Source organism: Desulfitobacterium hafniense DCB-2, from assembly GCF_000021925.1.
Lineage (GTDB): Bacteria > Bacillota > Desulfitobacteriia > Desulfitobacteriales > Desulfitobacteriaceae > Desulfitobacterium > Desulfitobacterium hafniense.
In genome coordinates this window covers 2,281,141-2,298,492 of the sequence record NC_011830.1, presented here as the reverse complement: position 1 = coordinate 2,298,492, position 17,352 = coordinate 2,281,141, and the positions used below count along the sequence as shown (strand labels likewise).

Here is a 17,352-nt window from a genome sequence, read left to right as displayed (position 1 = left end):
GTCAGCCTTGTAAAATTATCCGCTCATCCTGTACTTCTCTCAGGAGTGAAGGTGATCGGGAGTTTTATCTTTTCGGTGAATTGGCCAGATGATGCGTGCTCCCTGATAAAGCGTTCGATTTCCGCCCAGGCGTCTTTCCCTTCTCTGAAGTGAGGTGTAACAATGTAAAAAGCATGGTACATTCCTTCGTAGGTAAGAAACTTCACCTCTGTGCCGGCTTCCTTCGCCTTGGCAGCGATTGTTTGGCTGTCGCTCAGAAGTATTTCATCCCCTCCCGCCTGGATGAGCATGGGCGGCATATTGGCGTAGTCGGCATAAACCGGGGAAAGGTACGGGTCATGAAGATCATGGTCACCGGCGTACAGGATGGGAATAGGATATTGTGGCTTCATATCAGCATCCGGCAGTCCAAAAAAGGCGTCCTTTTGAATATTGGTTGAATAGGATTCTCCTGTCTGGGCCAGATCGGCCCAAGGAGAAGAAAGAATCAGCAGTTCAGGGAGAGCCTGATTATGATCACGCAGATATAAGGTTGTGGCCAAGGCCAGTCCTCCTCCCGCCGAATCCCCGCACAGGATTATCTGGTCTGCCGGGTATCCTTGTTCCAGCAGCCATTGGTATCCTTCCAGGGCATCTTCCAAGGCGGCGGGATAAAGATGGTCGGGGGCTGTCCTGTAATCCAGGGAAAACACATCGGCACCGTCATAGCACGAGGAGTACTGGAGGGCCCTGTCGTTGTATATCTTGTTGAACACGCCGATATATCCCCCGCCATGGAGCTGATAGATGACCTTTTTATGATTGCCGTTATCCCTGGTCAACAAGTACCCGCTGGAGTTGCTGAGGGATATTTTGCTGTTCCGGTAGCCTTGGGGGGCTTGCCAGCTTTCGAAATCATAGGGTTCGCGCTGTCCGTTCAGCATGGTATCATGAAAAATCGCACTGCCATGGCTTCGGGCATAGACATGGTTGATGGCGCGAAAGCCTTTGTTAAACAGGTCGCCGGTTAACGATACGGATAAGGCGCTGCGCCCGAAAGCAACGGACAGGGCAAGCAGGCAGAGGCAGAGGAGCCACACTGCCCCATATCGAAGCCCTTGGGGAGACAGCTTGATCCGTATTGTGAGCAGAGCGGAAGCCACACCTCCTGTCACGGCGTAAGAATACCATCTGTTTTCCAGGATGATGGTCAGCAGCATCGCAACCAGGAAAGTCAGGACCAAAGCCGCCCAAAATCCGGGCTTGATAGGGCTTTTCTTTATTTCCGGATTTTCCATTAAAAGCTCCCCTTTCGGCAGGTAGTTTATTTCTCAAACCTTCGTCACGCTTCGACTGCCCATCCGGCTGTTTCCTGCTGGATGCCGAACAACTTTGCATAAAGCCCCCCTGCCCGCAAGAGCTCCGGCCCGGAGCCCTGCTCGGCGATCCGCCCGTTCTCCAGCACCACAATGTTGTCCGCCCCGGCTATGGTGCGCAGCCTGTGGGCGATGACCACCACGGTTTTGTCCTTGATCAGCTGGGAGAGGGCTTCCTGGATCTCCAGTTCATTTTCCGGATCGAGAGAAGCGGTGGCTTCATCCAGCAGGATGATGGGGGCATCCTTGAGCAGGGCCCGGGCAATGGAAATGCGCTGCCGCTCCCCGCCCGACAGAGTGCTGCCGTTTTCACCGACCAGGGTATCGTACCCCTCAGGCAGCCGGGAGACAAAATCATGGCAGTTGGCGCGGCGGGCCGCTTCCTCAACCTCCTCCCGGGTTGCTCCGCTTTTGCCGATGGCAATATTGTTGTAGATGGTATCATTGAACAGAACCACATCCTGAAACACAAAGGATATCCAGGTCAGCAGGCGTTCCGGGTCGATTTTGCGGATATCCGTGCCGTCAATGCGGATGCTGCCGGCGTCCACATTCCAAAACCGGGCAATCAGCTTGGATAGGGTGCTTTTCCCGCTGCCGGAAGGGCCCACCAGCGCCGTGACCTTGCCCTGGGGAATGGAGAAGCTAATGTCTTTGATCACCGCTTCTTCCTGATAGCCGAAGCTGACATGATCAAACTCAATGGTATAATGCTGCAAGACCACCCCATCACTTCCCCCCATGGGTGTTTCTTCGTAGACCTCATGCAGCCGTTTGATAGCAAGCAAGGAGTAGAGCAAGTCCCCCCATAAAGCCAAGGGGGTGGAAAGGCTGGTGTAGATGCGGCTGGAGAAAATAAGGAACAGGAGGAAGTAAAGGAGATCCAAGCTCCCCGCCGTGACCAGGCTCAGCCCTACGAAGATGGTGAGCGGGATACTAAAGCGCAGCATCATCATGGAGATGGTGGTTAGGGCGCCGTTGACCGTTTCCGTCTTTGTGCTGATCTTCATCAGTTGGCGGTAAGCTTCTTCCAGGCTTTTAAATTTGTCGCCACCCAAACCAAAGGCTTTAATGACCTTAATACCCTCCAGATATTCCTGCATCTGTTCGGAGGCGTCCAGCTTGCTCTGCAGATGAGCCCGCCCGATGCGGTCATGCATGGTCCGGCAAAGCAATAAAAAGCCGAAGGATACGGGAACGCTGATAAAAATAGCCAGGGCCATGCGCCAATCGAAAACGGCCAGCAGCACACAGGTGAACAGCAAGTTGATCAGGGTTCCGCCAAAGGCGGGGATGATGGAGGAAAAGCTCTGTTCGATGGTGCCGCAGTCGCTCATCATATTGACGGTGATTTCGGTCAGATCTTTTTTGCCAAAATAGGAAAGGGGCAGTTTCCGCAAATGCTCGGCAAGGCCGGTGCGCTTTTCTTCGGCGGCTTCATAGGCGGTCACATAGGTTTTCCCATATTCATAGCGATGGGCTATGAAAGCCAGCACCACAACCACCACCGAAGCAGCGGCGAGAATCCAAAGCTTGGGCCACTCCACTTCCCCTCCCCAGAAGGGCTGCAGAATCTCGATAAAGGTCATCATCAGGATCATGACCGGCAATGACAGGCTGAGCTGGGCGAGAAACGAGGCCAGGATGGATTTTTTCAGTTCTTTATGGGATTTATCCGTCAGCGCAAGCAATTTTTTTAGCATGTGATTCCCTCCTTAGGCCAGCTTCCAGTTAAGGGCTTTGCTGTAAACGTCCCACATGTGCCCGTACTTGGCGCCATATCGGATCAGTTCCTCATGGGTGCCTTGTTCGGCGATCCGCCCCTCGTCCACGACGATGATCTTATCGGCGTTTTTGATGGTGGACAGGCGGTGAGCGATGACAATGACGGTTTTATGCTTCATCAGCTTTTCCAGAGCCAGCTGGATTTTCTGTTCATTTTCCGGGTCAGCAAAGGCGGTGGCTTCATCCAGTATGACAATGGGAGCATTCTTCAAAATAGCCCGCGCGATGACGACGCGCTGGCGCTCCCCGCCCGAAAGGTAAGTGCCTTTGCTGCCCAATACGGAATGGTATCCATCCGGCAGGCGCTCGATAAATTCGTGGCACATGGCGGCCTTTGCCGCCCACACAGCATCCTCATCGCTGGCGGTTTCATTGCCGATCTTAATGTTTTCCAGAATACTTTTCTGGAAAAGGAAGACGTCCTGAAAAACAAAGCTGACCGATTGCATCAGGTCGTCAAGGGCTATATCGGTGATATTGACGCCGCCTATAGCGATTTGGCCGCTGTCAATATCCCAAAACCGGGGGATAAGCTGAGCAATGGTGCTTTTTCCGCTGCCCGAAGGCCCCACCAGCGCCGTCACCTGCCCCGGCTCCGCCGTGAAGCTGATATCATGGAGGGTCCCCTTTGCATCGTCTTTGTTATAGGAGAAGAAAACATGCTCAAAGGAAATGCCGTTCCCCCGGGGTTTTTCCCGATTCACCCCAACGCTGAGTACCGGCGTATCAAATACGCCCCGCACCCGCTTGATGCTCGACGATACCATAAAACCCTGCACGAACACATACATCAGCTTTGACACCGGCCCGGCAATGCCCATGCTGAAAATCAGGTAGAACAGGAAAGCTATGGCAAAGGCCTGGTAATCGGCGGCGCGGCTGCCAATCAGGATTCCTACCGGCAGCAGAAACAGAAACACCGAATTGAGCAGGACGAGGAAAGCGCAATAGGAGTTTTTTACCGAGTGGGTATAGCGGATGGCGCTGTCCTTATAGGCCAGGATGGTATCGTGGAATTTGCGGAAAGAAAACACCGTTTGATTGAAGGCCTTGACCACATAAATTCCCCGCACATATTCCACAGCCGAGCTGTTCATTTTATCCTGCAAATCCTGGAAGCTCTCCATAAATTCTTTTGATTCGGGGTTGGCTAAGCTGCCGGCCTGGGCCATAAAGCTCAGCACGATGGGTACAAGGCAGGCCAGCCCCATTCTCCAGTCGAACAGGAATAATACGACCAGCATTACGACCGGAGAAGCTAAGGAACCCACTGCATCCGGGAGCTGGTGGGCGATAAAGAGTTCGAGCTTCTCCACATTTTCATCCATCAGCTTACGCAGCTTTCCCGTCGAATTGCTGGTATGAAAGCCCATGGGCAGCTGGGAAATGTGCCCTGCAAATTTCATACGCAGCTCAAACAGGATTTTATAGGCGGCTCCATGGGAAAGAACCGACGAAAGGAAAGAAAACAAAAGTCCCAGGATGACTGTTCCCAGTGCCACCCAGGCGTAAATGCCCACGGAGCTGAAGGATATTCCTGCAAGGTTTCCGCTGTTTTCCAGGATGACTCTAAGAATAAAATACACGCAAACATACGGTGCAAAGGACAGCGCCGCACTGAAGACGGAAAGCAAACAGGCCAGGAGCAAGTTGGCTTTCTTTGTTTCAGCCAGCTGCAATAACCAGCGGATATCGCCGGTTTTTTTGTTTGTTGAATCAGACATTATACATCACTCCTCTATTCATTGAATTTCTAAGCAGATTCGTATAAACTATAGTTAGCTTCATCTAACTCAATTCGAGTATAGAGGAGCAGGCCATGGTTTTCAATGAAATGGGGGCAATGACTCCCGTATGTTCGGAAAAAGCTCCTTTTCGTTTCACTTTATTATAGAAGGGAGGCAAATTGCCGTGGAGATTCGGGGCATCAATCACTATATGGACCATATAGAGCAAACCTTCGGCTTGAAAAAAACGGCGGGAGCCGGCTATATCTGCTACACACTGCCGCCGGAGATTGGCGAAGGCAGCTTTGAATTGTACCAGGGGCAGGAGGGATTCCAAGTCTGGATTACCAATGCCCAAACTAAGCAAGATATTGATATGTCCTATGTGCAGGACGAAAACGCCTATATCGGCATGGCCTATATTGAAACCGACAGTTTCCGGGACACTATGAGCAACGGGCAGGCCTCCGCCATTCAGTCATGGCGGACCACCCGCTCCCTCCCTTCGGACGGCATTACCCATGGCGTATGCAGAGCCGATAAGGCATTGCACGCGGTTAATATCTTTTTATTTCCAGAGTTCTTTCAGACTTGTTCCGACACTACCGGCGCCAATCATTATTTCGATGTTCTGAACACAATTCAGAGCTTTGACGAACAAACCTTCATGCACGACCTTTACCCCATTCTTGCGGAAATTCTGCATTGCTCTTATAAAGAAACCGCCAAAAGGCTGTTTACGAAAAGCAGGGTTTATGCTATTGCCGCCCATCTGATCGCCCTTTGTGATTCGGAATCCGCTCAGCCCCATGTTAAGCTGAACAAGTTCGATATGCAGCAGATACGCAGCGTTCCTGCTATCTTGAGAAAACAGCTCAACAATCCGCCCTCCATTGCCGAACTTTCACGCATGGTCGCCCTCAACGAGTTCAAGCTGAAGGCCGGCTTTAAGAAGGTGTTTAAGACGACGGTTTATGAGTATTTACGTCAGATAAGAACCGAGAGGGCTATCGAACTTATGAAAGAAGATTTGCCTCTTGAGCAAATCGCAGCGCAAATAGGCTATAAAAGTATGCGCGGCTTCAGCCAGGCCTTTGCGAAATCCACTGGTGTATCTCCTGCCGAATGGCGTAAACAGAGCCATCATTTCCCGGCGTTGTAACAGGGCTTTTACTTCAGCGCGTCCGTGCAGCTTTAAGATTTCGGCTTGTTGTTGCCACCCATGCCGAGCGCACCATAAAAAATCGCCTCATGCTCGGCAGAAGGCGATTTTTTATGGTATTTCTATTCAGCGGGATCAGAACATCTCCCGGCTCATTCTGTCAATTTCCTGATTGACCTGGGCATAGACGCCGGGATAAATACTATCCGGCCCCCCCATGGTCAGACAGGGAATAAAGTAGTGCTTGCCGCATCTCCGGCAAGCTCTCTCCACTGCCTCCGCACACCGTTCAGGCTGCCAGTCAGGAAGATCAAGGTACCCGCTGTCGATATCTCCCATGAAGGTAATCTTCTCCCCATATTTCTCGATCAGTTCAGGGGTGTTGTTGGTGGTCATGACCCCTTGCCAGATATCGACTCCCATTTCAATCATAAAGGGAACCAGGTTAGCGGCATAGGAATCGCTGTGGTGGACGATCAATTCCACACCATTGGCTTTATAGAAGCCATAGATTTTTTTATAGGCGGGGAGGAAAAACTTTTTGAACATTTCCGGAGAAAGGAAAGAATTGATCTGGCTGCCCCAATCGTCATGATGAAAAAGAGCATCCGGATGGATTTTTTCGATGACGGTTTTGGCATATGCTAATTCGAATTCGGTAAGGTAGTCGATCAGTTCATGCATGGCTTCCGGTTCTTCATATAAGGCCATTAATGCGTCTTCCATACTCATCAGGTGATGAGTCATTTCAAACACTCCCGGCGCAGCCATCATCGTCACAAATTCCTCATTGCGGTCGACAGCCTGGGCATGGGCGATAGCCGGGGCCCAGGTTTCATCATCGGTGGGGATCACGGGCGCTTGGACGTACTTTCTCCACTCCGTGATATCTTTTAAAACCTTGTGCTCCTCATCATGTACCGGAAAGGGTCCGATTTGCCCTTCCGGCCACATCCAGGTTATTCCCCAGGCTGCTTTGGAAGTCTGCCCCGGGGCGGGAAAACCAGCCATCGTTACGCTGGCTTCCATGATGAGATTCATGAACTCATACTGCTTGACAAACCGGTCCGGGTTTCCGCCTTTTAAGGTTTCCCATAAATTCTGACGCTTTGTCAACATACAAATCTATCCTCCTTGTTTTTAAGCTTTCCTTAGTATAGCTATTAAACAAGCAGGTGGATAATTCCTCTTTGAATTCTGAATAAGCGGTTGACTTTTTAGTCTATATAGCTCGATACATGCCTCCAAATTTCCAGCCTTATCATTATTGACATAAATATTTATCATATGATAAAATAAAATATTTGTGTTCTATGATCATATATGGTATGCTCAATAAAGGTTCAACGATCACATAGGAGGTGAAGGCCATTGTTTCAAGTTGGCGATAAGATTTTTTATCCTTTGTATGGAGCAGGCATAATAGAGGCCATCAAAGAGAAGGAAGTCTTAGGAAAAAAACAGTTTTACTATTTCCTGAATATCCCTCACATTAAACTGAAGATCATGATTCCCATTGAAAGAACTCATGATATAGGAATACGGGAAGTTGTAAAGCCTGATGTCTTACAACATGTGCTCGACGACCTATATAATGGAACGACCGATCCCTTAAGTGATAACAACCAAAGATATCGCCGGGATATGAATAAATCCAAGATAAAAACAGGGGATATCTACAAAGGCACCGAAGTAATCCGTGATTTGATGCGAAAAAGCAAAGTGAAGAAGTTAAGCGCAGAAGATAAAGCCATGTTGGAAAATGCCCTCCAAATCCTGACCAGTGAATTCATCCAGGTCAGAGGTGTTTGCAAAGAGCAAGCCGTTCATTTACTGAATGAAGTCATCAATGTATAAGTTAGAGACCATCTCAACAGTATTGTTGGATGGTCTCTTTAAGTCTTATGCTATGTGGACCACCGAATCCGGCCTTTATCGTCACTTCAAAATCTTCCCGAAAAGCAAGGCATCATAATATTCACCATCAATAAAATAGTGGTCTTTTAGTCGTCCCTCCAGCTCATATCCGTTCTTTTCCAAAATCCGGGCTGAACCAAGATTGGCATCCACTACACCGGCCTGGACTTTGTGAAGCTTAAGTACGGTTAAGGCAAAATCAGTCATGAGGGCAACGCTCTCTGTGCCATAACCTTTGCCCCAATGCTCTTTATGCAGAACATAACCTATTTCAGCATGATTCGCTTTGGCGTTAAAGTTAAACATCATCGCCGTCCCAATCACTGCCTGGGTTGATTTTAGGACAATAGAGGCATAGAGATGAGTGCCTGCCTCCTCCCGTTTGATCATGGTTGCAATGTGCTCACGGGTTTCAGCCAAGGTATGCATTAAATTCCAGCCGATAAAACGGGCAACCTCCTCATCTCCCGCATAATTATGGATCTCCTGAGCGTCATTTGTGCTCAGCGCCTTAAAGCAGATATCTTTACCTGCCAATGAATGAAATAAATTGGTGTTCATCTTTTCTCTCCCTATCTATTGCAGTGACCTGCGTTATTTGCCCTTCAGCCTTTTATTTTGACAGCAATTTATCCAAATAAATGGATTTAAACTGTTTACTGGCCAGCATCTGCTTTAAAGGCGGTAATTTAAGAATAACCCCAAGTACTGCCGCCATGGCCCGATGATTGGCAAATGCCTGGTTATCAAAGATGAGATTTTGGAGGGTTCCTTTTTCGATGGCTTGCAGGACAAAGCGATGAGTACTGTTGACCGGCGTGATGACCTGAACCTCTCTGCGCACTAATTCAATGACCTTTTTGGGACAACTGCGCACACATATCCCACAACCAAGACAGACCTCATGATCCACCTGAGCTACCTTCTTACCCTCAGCGTTGGTTGACATGGAGATTGCCAGGACCGGGCATACCTTTTCACATTTGCCACAGCCTATGCATTCCTGGGCAATCTTCGGCAGATAATTTGTGGTGGCCACCGGCTGCATGGGGCTGAATTTTCTTGCTGCCTGCAAGGCTTCACAGCAACAACCGCAGCAATTGCAGATAAAGGCCGGGTCCTCGCGGACATTTTCCCCCATTTGCACCAGATTGGCTGCATAAGAGCGCTCCAATACATCCATGGCCTCTTGCTTATCAATCAATCTGGCATGCTGCCCATGTTCGGCAAGAGAGCGGGCAACATTGCCAAGGGTGAGACAAACATCCCAGGGGGCATCGATGGCACAGGATTGGCCTGTATGGGACATCTTATGCCGGCAATAACACGTTCCCAGGCCGATATGAGTTGCTTCCTCAATAATATGGCTGGCTCTTTCATAATCCAGAATATGAATGGTGTTATTATTGGTCAAAACCGGCTCTTGCACGTATACCCGCCCCAGACGGGTCTCCGTTGCGAAAAACAAGTCCTTGACAAAATCTTCTTCCACATTCATATACTGATAATACAATTCACTTAAGTATTTCTGATCAATGTCGCCTCTTGTCCGCATCAAGGCAAATTCAATAAACCCTGCCATAGGCGGTGGCATGACAAATTGACGGACCCCGTTATAAAATGAATCCACAAGCAACGCCTTCTGGCAAAGATTCTCTAAAAGGGCTTCTGCTTTTCCTTCGCTGATCTGCCAGATTTTCGCTGCTTTTTTGGCCGTAAAGGGACGAACCGGCAACAGGGCCACCCATTTGGCTTCAGTTTCCGTATAGAGAACCTGCAAAATTTTATACAGGCTTTCCGAGGGCGGAGCCCCTTGTGTAAACCAGTTGATTCTTTCTTCTAAATTCTTATAGGCATCTTTACTTGTAATATGTCCCATCAATTCACCTTCCTAATGTCAAAAAGCGCATGCAAGGTTTTTATCCTACACATGCGCCTGCTTCATTCTGTCTCAAGCTTCTGTTCCTCAAGTCGCACATAATCAACACAGGTGCTGCCAAGCTTTTAATTTCCACCTATACCCATTATAGCGTATCCGGATGGAATTACAAGCATGCCCGCTAACAGCGGGGATTTTTGTATTTTCAAAGGCCTCAGACCTCTGATTTCTTTTTCACCATCAACACCAAAGATTGGTTCCTTACCAAAGAGTGGCTCCTTATCAAAGAGGGCTTCCTTACTAAAGAAGGTTTCTTCAGACTTAGCCGCAATTCCTCCCAATTAGCATTATAAACCAGATCGAAAAGCAGACTGCCCAATACTATCGCTGCCAAGACATCTAACATGACATGCTGTTTGACAAAGAGAGTCGATAAAATGATCAGAACCGCATTTACATAGACCAGAGATGTATTCAGATAGTTTTTACTTTGGCACTTATTGATCCCTTTAACCATTAAAAAGGTTGATAGGACATGAATACTTGGAAAGGCGTTATAAGGCTGATCCTTACTATAAATCAGCGCGACCAGCTTCGTCAGAACATCATGGCCAACGAGTTCCGGCCTGGGAACATGGGTTTGGAAAACAAAATAGATCCCGTAACAGGCCAGCAAGCCAAGATTAAAAGCCAACAAGGTCCGGTAGTAAACCTTTTTATCCTTGAGGCAAAAATAAACCAGGGTTCCGAAAATGAAAAAATACCAAATGATATAAGGCACAATAAACCCTTTTAAAAAAGGAATCGTTTGATCTAAATCAGTCACCAGGCTATAAGCTCCGCGATCAGCATTATTGAGCAAAGCATAAAAAATATTCAAAATAGGAATGGACAACATGTAACTAAGAGGCCTGAGGTTTTTAATGATAGTTTGCATCTCTTTTAACTTCCTTTTCACTTAGTCATAGACTTTCTTTCTATGCAGAGGTACGCAAACTGTAAAAAACGCTTTTCCAAAAAATATGCTTGATCAAGCTTCACTGTAACCCTGCTAACTGCATTATAGGTCCTAGTTCTTAAAAATACGCTAAAGAATTCTTAGGAATTCATTAAATTTTTCTTGAATAAAGCTAAACTACCTCGTTTTAAAATATGAAGTTTTAACTTGATTTGCTTTTCAAAAAATCGATATATTCGGTTCCCCACTCCTGAATGGCATTTAAAACCGGCTGAAACCGCTCCCCCAGATCGCTGAGGGAATACTCGACCTTGGGCGGTATCTGATCATAGACAGTGCGGATAATCAGACCGTTGTCACTCATCATCCGCAGCTGTTTGGTCAAAGTCGCCTGGGTTAGACTGGGGAGAGCTCTTTGCAGTTCATTAAAACGCATCGTCTTAAGGCTTAAATGGTACATGATCAGCAGCGTCCATTTCCCGGTAAGCAGTTTTTGCGCCGTCACATAGGGACAAATTCCATATAAATCTTTTTCCATAAATCCTCCTTAGTATCCCAAAAGATACTTACTATACTAAATAATCGTACTTGAACTAACTATCCCATCATGGTTCAATAATAACGATAAGGGGATTAAACGTCAATCCCTAAGAAACGGAGGATTCAGCATGCAGGAAGTCTATGAATTTTTGAAACAGTGCGGAACTTATTACCTGGCCACTCAAGACGGGGATCAGCCCCGGGTCCGCCCTTTCGGCACCGTCGCTATTTTCGAAGACAAGCTCTATATTCAAACCGGCAAGGTCAAGGATGTGTACAAACAATTAAAAGCCAGCCCTAAGATCGAAATCTGCGGCGTGCAGGAGGGCGGCAAATGGATTCGTGTGGCAGCGGTCGCTGTTGAGGATGACCGCCTGGAAGCCAAGCAGCATATGCTGGATGCTTACCCATCCCTGCAGGGAAGGTATAAAGCCGATGATGACAATACCATCGTCTTTTATCTGCAAGATGCCACGGCTACCTTCTCCTCTTTTACAGAGGCTCCCAAAGTGATTACGTTTTAGCCTCGTTTTAGCCTTCTATAATCAAGCAGACCATAATTAAGCAGACCATTAACAAACGGCGGCCGGTTCAACAGTCCGGTCCGCCGTTTGTTTTACTATTAAGAGAAAATTCCAGCTGCAAAGAGGGGGCCGTGAAATGTGATATTGACCAGAATCCGGGCCATTTCCTCCGGTGATTCCTGCCTTCCTCTGTCCAGCCATTCCTGAATCACGCCAAAATGGGCGGATGCTATATAGGAAGCCAGGTACTCACCGGGTACCAGCATTTTTTCTCTTTTGACTAAGGAGATGCAATTCTTTTCGAAGATATTGCTCCACATTAATTTTTTCATTTTAGATTGCAAAGCATAATTTCCTTTGGTCGCCATAATGGCTTGCATTAAGGCGGCATTGTCATCGACATACTGGAACAGCCTGACAATTATAGCAGTGGGTATGCGGGTATCGGCAAAATCCGCTGTGGAAAGTGCGGTAATTTTCAGGATGATCCCTTCGATATCCTTGATCACTTCTTCCAGAGTCTGATCCAGCAGATCAAATTTATCCTTATAATGGAGGTAAAACGTCCCCCGATTAATATTCGCTTTTGTGGTAATATCCTTAACCGATAGTGCGGCAAAACCCTTTGCCTCGATTAGAGTCACTAAGGCGGCACGAATTGCTTCTTTAGTACGGATAATGCGCCGGTCTTCCGTCGAATTCATAGCCTGATCTCCCCTTTCCTGAAATATCTCTTACTTAAACTATCCCCTACACAAAATATTCTTACTTAAAAATGTCCTTACTTAAATTAATAAATGAACATATTAAAGCCCAGTGTTCACTAACCGTCATTATGCTTGATTTTGTTTATTGAAGACTCATTTTGATTTGATTATAATCGAATCAGGAAAATAATCAACTCACTGTCCAATAACTAAGATGAATTCAGGAGGACAGCAATGGAGCAACCGCATTGCATTGTTTTGCGTAAGGTCAATAAATTCTTTGGCAAAAAGCATGTCCTCAAAGAGATTGACCTGGAAATTCCCTATGGCCATATCTACGGCTTGCTGGGCCCTTCCGGCTGCGGCAAAACCACCATCGTGAAAATAATTGCAGGGATACTGGAAGCTACTTCCGGCGAAGCCTATGTCCTCGGTGAAAGGATGCCCCGGCTGAGCTTAATGAACAAGGTAGGGTATATGGCTCAGTCCGATGCTCTCTATGGTACCTTAACCGCAGCGGAAAATCTGCAGTTTTTTGGGGCCATTTATGGCATGGGCAAGGGAGAGATCAAAAAACGGACGGCGGAAGTCATGGAGTTGGTCAATCTTACCGAACACCTCCACAAACCGGTCCAGGCTTTTTCCGGCGGAATGAAACGGCGGCTTTCCCTGGCTATGGCTGTTATGCACAACCCGCCGGTGCTGGTTTTGGATGAACCTACGGTAGGGATCGACCCACTTTTAAGGAGAACGATCTGGGCGGAATTAAACACCTTGGCCAGGCAAGGGATTACGATCCTGGTCACAACCCATGTCATGGATGAAGCGGATAAATGCCACAGCCTTGCTATGATGCGGGATGGACGCCTGATCGCTAAGGGCACTTCCCGGGAGCTGCAGGATAGGATCGGTGTCAACGACATCGAAGAAGCTTTCATCTATTATGGAGGACAACAGGATGAGAGTTAGAGCTTTAACCTTCCGGATCTTAAATCAACTGCGCCATGATCGGCGCACTCTGGCTTTGATGCTGGCGGCCCCTGTTTTTCTCCTCACTCTGGTTTATTTTATTCTGGGGGACACCGTTCCTCTGGTGAAGGTAGCCGTTATCAATGCCCCGGCGGGGTTTGAGGATAAACTTGAGGAACTGAATGTCAGAAGCTTGCGCTACAGCGAGAGTGAAGCCCGCCGGGCCCTGGAGCAAGGAGAGATCATTGCCAGCATTGACATCAGCGGCGGAAAATCCGCCATCAAAGTGGACGGCAGCAATCCCGCTAAAGCTAAAGCCGCTCTGGCCGCTTTGGAGCAGGCCAAGAACTCCGCTCTGTTCTCCAGACCGGATCTTAAGTCGGAGGTTAGTTATGTCTATGGTCAGGAGGATTTGCCAACCTTCGATAATTTCGGGGCCACCTTAATCGGTTTTATTATTTTCTTTTTTGTCTTTTTGGTATCGGGAATTTCCTTCCTGCAGGAGCGCACTTCGGGAACTTTGGAAAAACTCCTTTCCACTCCCGTCCGGCGCTGGGAGATCGTAGTGGGCTATGTTCTGGGCTTTGGCCTCTTTACCGTTCTGCAATCCTTCCTGATCTCCTGGTACTGTGTCTATGTGCTCAAGGTCATGATGGTCGGTTCCTTTGCTTTGATCCTGCTCATTACCCTGCTCACCGCCATGATCGCCCTGACTTTGGGGATCCTGGCTTCCACCCTGGCCAATAATGAGTTTCAGATGATGCAATTTATCCCCGTGCTGATCGTCCCTCAGATCTTCTTCTCCGGTTTGTTTGATCTGCCTGCCGGGATGGAGGTCGTTGGTCACTTTATGCCTCTCTATTATATAGCCCATGCTCTGACTGAAGTGATGATCAAAGGCGGCGGCTTTGCCGCCATCGCCTGGGATTTAGGGATTATCCTGGCTTGCTCTGTACTGTTTATGATGGTGAATGCCCTGCTTCTGAAGAAATACCGAAGGATCTAAGATGCGAAGCCGGAGCAGACCGGATCGTGTAGCTTTACGCACAACACTCACTCCGTAGCTCCAGGGCTGGTCAACTCGCTTTCTTAACAGCTGCGCCAAACCTTGCTGCATTCTGCATGTCAACCATGGCTCCGCTACGTTAAGAAAGCCTCGTTGACCCGACCGCCCTTTCGCTAAATCCGTTCCCTTTTGTGCGTAAAGCTACGCTTACAGGGCCCGAAAAGCAGCCCAAGGATTTTACTTTACAAAAGGGAGCGAATTTAAGCGAGCGGAAACAAAACTTCGCGAAAAGCACGCAGCGGAGTCGGGTTGGAAACAGGACGTTTCCAACCCGCTATTGAGAACAAGTGCGAAAGCAAAATCCTGGAGACTACTCCATCGGCCCTTCCTATAAGACAGCTAATGTCTGCAAACTTAATCTAACTGAGGAGGAAATTGGGTTATGCAAAAAAGACCCATAAGCTTCGGCTTCTTATTCCTAGGCCTGATCGGGTTCATCTTAACCGCATCCGGCTGTTCTTCCCCATCGGGCCTGGTCTTGACCGGCATCGCGGAAACGGGCATCTACGCCCATTACAGCGAAGTGTCCGGGAAAATCAGTCAACTGAATGTGGAGCTTGGCCAGTCAGTCAAAGCCGGTGACATTCTGGCAGTGCTGGATGACAGCAATGAGCGGTATGCTCTGGAGCAGTTGGAGCAGGCCCTGGCCAGAAAACAGGCGGTTTTGGCTGAATTGACGGCAGGAGCGGACCCTGAGGAAGTGAAGCAGCGACAGAATAATGTCGCTTTAGCGGAAATAGCCTCGGCAAATGCTCAGCTGACCCAAGAGCGGACCAAAAAGGATTATGAAGATGCTCAGGTTCTGCAGGAAGCCGGCGCTCTGGCCCAGTCCGAACTGGATAAAATCAAATACCAGGCGAATTTAGCCGAAGCTGCGGTATCCACGGCCGCCATCCAATTGGATAATGCCCGCCGGCAATTAGCCTTAATCCAGAAAGGCACCCCCCAGGAAAAAATAGACGCGGCTCAGGCTGATCTGGCTTTGACGGAAGTGCAAATCCGCCAGACCAAGGATAATTTAAGCAAATACACCCTGCACGCTCTTCAGGACGGAACGGTGATCAGCAGGAATTATCTGCCCGGAAATATGATCTCCCCCGGATTTAATCTCGTCGATATCGCTTCTGAAACAGAGAAACACCTGGTAGCTTATATGCCCAAAGAATCTCTGCCGAAACTAAGCCACGGACAAAAGGTCGTCATCCGCTGGGGAGAGAAGGAATATGAAGGAACCGTCAGCTTTATCGATGTGAAGGCCCAGTATACCCCCAAAGACATGCAGACCTCTGCCAATAAGAATAAGGAAAGCATGAAGATCAAAGTTAACCTGACTCCCGAAATCCCCTTAAAAATTGGTGAAAAAGCGGAAATCATCATTCCCCAGTGATTGACTTCGCTAAAAGTGCCCTAAAGAAATGCCAGCTTCACAGTGCCTTAAACCCATGCTCACAAATGAGGCGAAGTCCGCTGGTTGCACTTATATTTTCTGACAATGTAAAAAGAGGAAGACCCGCCCTTAAACAGAGCAGGTCTTCCTCTTTTGCGATCAGACTTTCTACAGTATCCTGCACCGCACTGCTCAGACCCGCAAGACAAGTCCAGGAAGGTCTTAGTTCACGGTGCTGAGGTCTACGCTAATCGTCTTCATGATCCACTCCCCGGCATCGACCCCTTCCGGTAGCCCTTCATAGCTGAAATGAGTTTCCTTTCCGTTTGCATCGAATGCCACACCGCCGCCCTGGCTATGAACCAGCTTCAAGGTCGGGGTGATCAACAGGGTTTTTGCCTTGGGATCAAGACGTTTAAAGGTGATGATATTTTCCATCTCCGTGGTTTCATCACCGACTTTGCCCTGCCCGCCATTCGTTTCATGCTCATAGATATTGCCTAAATCGTCCTTGATCTCCCAATCCATCTGCACTGCATGAGAAAGATTATTAGGGACTATTTCAGAGTAGTAGAGAAGGGTATTAATCGGGGTCAGAGAGAGGCGGTTTAAGCTAATGGCCACATTCTGAGCCTGAGCCTGATTGTCATCAATCTTGACCACGGTATAATCCAGAGCATTTAAGGATACGCTGAAGTTCAGCTTGCAGTCTGTGGTTTTATAGTCTCCCGTTTCTGTGCTTTCCTCCATATTCGTCATCCCGGAAATCCTCCAACGGAAGGAAATAGCCTCCCGGGCTTCCTCCTCGCTGAAAAAAGTATAGTTGCTTTGCCCCACATAGACGCCGGGGCTAACTCGTTTTAATTGGGAGCTGCCAGTGGAACCCTGGGCAAAATCAACATTAATCCAGTCATCCAAGCGAGGCCTTTCTCCAAAATCCTTTTCCGTCTTGATGGTATAGGTGAAGGATAAGGTTCTGCCGTCGTAAATACCTTGATTCAGGGTCACTTCAATGCCATTATCCGCCTTGACCATATTGATGTCCAAGGCTTTTTCCGTATATAAATCATAAACTCCCGTACGTCCGTCATCTAAAAATCGGAAAATATCACCGATGACAGGAACTTCCCTGGCATAAGCGGGAAAGACCAAGCCAAACCCGGAGAGTCCTACGGTCATGAGCATAGCGGCGGCAACAGCCACCATCGCCTTGCTTTTGCTCCGTTTCTTCAGCCCGCCCGGCTGACCGGTTGCGGCGATACCTTCTCTCACCCTTTGTTTAACTCTCGACTTTTCCAACTCATCCACCTCCGCCTCTGCAAACTCATTTAAGTCAATGTCTATCTCATTAAAAAAATCGTAGAGATCTTTCATCC

At 48.2% G+C, this 17,352-nt stretch carries 16 protein-coding genes; 6 read left to right on the top strand and 10 right to left on the bottom strand.

All coding sequences use genetic code 11. The features are described 5' to 3' along the window. Positions 1–23: 23 nt before the first annotated feature. Genes DHAF_RS10590 through DHAF_RS10580 form a run of 3 tightly spaced genes read right to left on the bottom strand, consistent with a single transcriptional unit; the run spans position 24 to position 4,864 of the window. Positions 24–1,277, bottom strand: coding sequence for an alpha/beta hydrolase (locus tag DHAF_RS10590; RefSeq protein WP_015943871.1), 1,254 nt, complete (start codon positions 1,275–1,277; stop codon positions 24–26). Between the two features lie 44 nt (positions 1,278–1,321). After that, entirely contained in the window at positions 1,322–3,058 is a 1,737-nt protein-coding gene (locus tag DHAF_RS10585) for an ABC transporter ATP-binding protein (RefSeq protein WP_015943870.1), read from the bottom strand. Between the two features lie 12 nt (positions 3,059–3,070). Then, the gene (locus tag DHAF_RS10580; RefSeq protein WP_015943869.1) at positions 3,071–4,864 is read right to left on the bottom strand and encodes an ABC transporter ATP-binding protein; all 1,794 of its coding nucleotides are present in this window, start codon (positions 4,862–4,864) and stop codon (positions 3,071–3,073) included. A gap of 187 nt (positions 4,865–5,051) precedes the next feature. Here DHAF_RS10580 and DHAF_RS10575 point away from each other — a divergent pair, with 187 nt between their 5' ends. Continuing rightward, entirely contained in the window at positions 5,052–6,029 is a 978-nt protein-coding gene (locus tag DHAF_RS10575; RefSeq protein ID WP_015943868.1) for a helix-turn-helix domain-containing protein, read from the top strand. Positions 6,030–6,164: 135 nt separating this feature from the next. Here DHAF_RS10575 and DHAF_RS10570 read toward each other — a convergent pair whose 3' ends face one another. Continuing rightward, complete coding sequence (locus tag DHAF_RS10570) at positions 6,165–7,148, bottom strand: uroporphyrinogen decarboxylase family protein (RefSeq protein ID WP_005814186.1); 984 nt, start codon at positions 7,146–7,148, stop codon at positions 6,165–6,167. A gap of 252 nt (positions 7,149–7,400) precedes the next feature. Here DHAF_RS10570 and DHAF_RS10565 point away from each other — a divergent pair, with 252 nt between their 5' ends. Continuing rightward, entirely contained in the window at positions 7,401–7,886 is a 486-nt protein-coding gene (locus DHAF_RS10565) for a CarD family transcriptional regulator (RefSeq protein ID WP_005814184.1), read from the top strand. Positions 7,887–7,967: 81 nt separating this feature from the next. Here the strand turns inward: DHAF_RS10565 and DHAF_RS10560 are convergent, their stop codons facing one another. The 4 genes from DHAF_RS10560 to DHAF_RS10545 all read right to left on the bottom strand — a co-directional run bounded on the left by DHAF_RS10560 (position 7,968) and on the right by DHAF_RS10545 (position 11,321). After that, entirely contained in the window at positions 7,968–8,507 is a 540-nt protein-coding gene (locus DHAF_RS10560) for a GNAT family N-acetyltransferase (protein WP_015943867.1), read from the bottom strand. 52 nt (positions 8,508–8,559) lie between these two features. Then, positions 8,560–9,825, bottom strand: coding sequence for a 4Fe-4S dicluster domain-containing protein (locus DHAF_RS10555; protein ID WP_015943866.1), 1,266 nt, complete (start codon positions 9,823–9,825; stop codon positions 8,560–8,562). A 214-nt stretch (positions 9,826–10,039) separates the two neighbouring features. Further along, positions 10,040–10,762, bottom strand: coding sequence for a phosphatase PAP2 family protein (locus DHAF_RS10550; protein WP_015943865.1), 723 nt, complete (start codon positions 10,760–10,762; stop codon positions 10,040–10,042). A 223-nt stretch (positions 10,763–10,985) separates the two neighbouring features. After that, complete coding sequence (locus tag DHAF_RS10545) at positions 10,986–11,321, bottom strand: winged helix-turn-helix transcriptional regulator (protein ID WP_015943864.1); 336 nt, start codon at positions 11,319–11,321, stop codon at positions 10,986–10,988. Between the two features lie 130 nt (positions 11,322–11,451). Between DHAF_RS10545 and DHAF_RS10540 the strand changes: the two genes are divergently transcribed. Then, positions 11,452–11,847 (top strand): pyridoxamine 5'-phosphate oxidase family protein, encoded by a 396-nt coding sequence (locus tag DHAF_RS10540; RefSeq protein ID WP_015943863.1) that lies wholly within the window; start codon positions 11,452–11,454, stop codon positions 11,845–11,847. A 98-nt stretch (positions 11,848–11,945) separates the two neighbouring features. Here the strand turns inward: DHAF_RS10540 and DHAF_RS10535 are convergent, their stop codons facing one another. Further along, positions 11,946–12,551, bottom strand: coding sequence for a TetR/AcrR family transcriptional regulator (locus tag DHAF_RS10535; RefSeq protein ID WP_015943862.1), 606 nt, complete (start codon positions 12,549–12,551; stop codon positions 11,946–11,948). A gap of 237 nt (positions 12,552–12,788) precedes the next feature. Between DHAF_RS10535 and DHAF_RS10530 the strand changes: the two genes are divergently transcribed. From DHAF_RS10530 to DHAF_RS10520, 3 genes are all read left to right on the top strand, one after another. After that, entirely contained in the window at positions 12,789–13,523 is a 735-nt protein-coding gene (locus DHAF_RS10530; protein ID WP_015943861.1) for an ABC transporter ATP-binding protein, read from the top strand. Then, on the top strand, positions 13,513–14,529 hold the full coding sequence (locus tag DHAF_RS10525; RefSeq protein WP_015943860.1) for an ABC transporter permease: 1,017 nt from the start codon (positions 13,513–13,515) through the stop codon (positions 14,527–14,529). Before DHAF_RS10530 ends, DHAF_RS10525 begins: the two co-directional genes overlap by 11 nt. 442 nt (positions 14,530–14,971) lie before the next feature. Next, the gene (locus DHAF_RS10520) at positions 14,972–15,976 is read left to right on the top strand and encodes an HlyD family secretion protein (RefSeq protein ID WP_015943859.1); all 1,005 of its coding nucleotides are present in this window, start codon (positions 14,972–14,974) and stop codon (positions 15,974–15,976) included. A 222-nt stretch (positions 15,977–16,198) separates the two neighbouring features. On the opposite strand, the gene DHAF_RS10515 is transcribed toward DHAF_RS10520, so the two are convergent. After that, complete coding sequence (locus DHAF_RS10515) at positions 16,199–17,350, bottom strand: DUF4179 domain-containing protein (RefSeq protein WP_015943858.1); 1,152 nt, start codon at positions 17,348–17,350, stop codon at positions 16,199–16,201. Positions 17,351–17,352 lie beyond the last annotated feature (2 nt).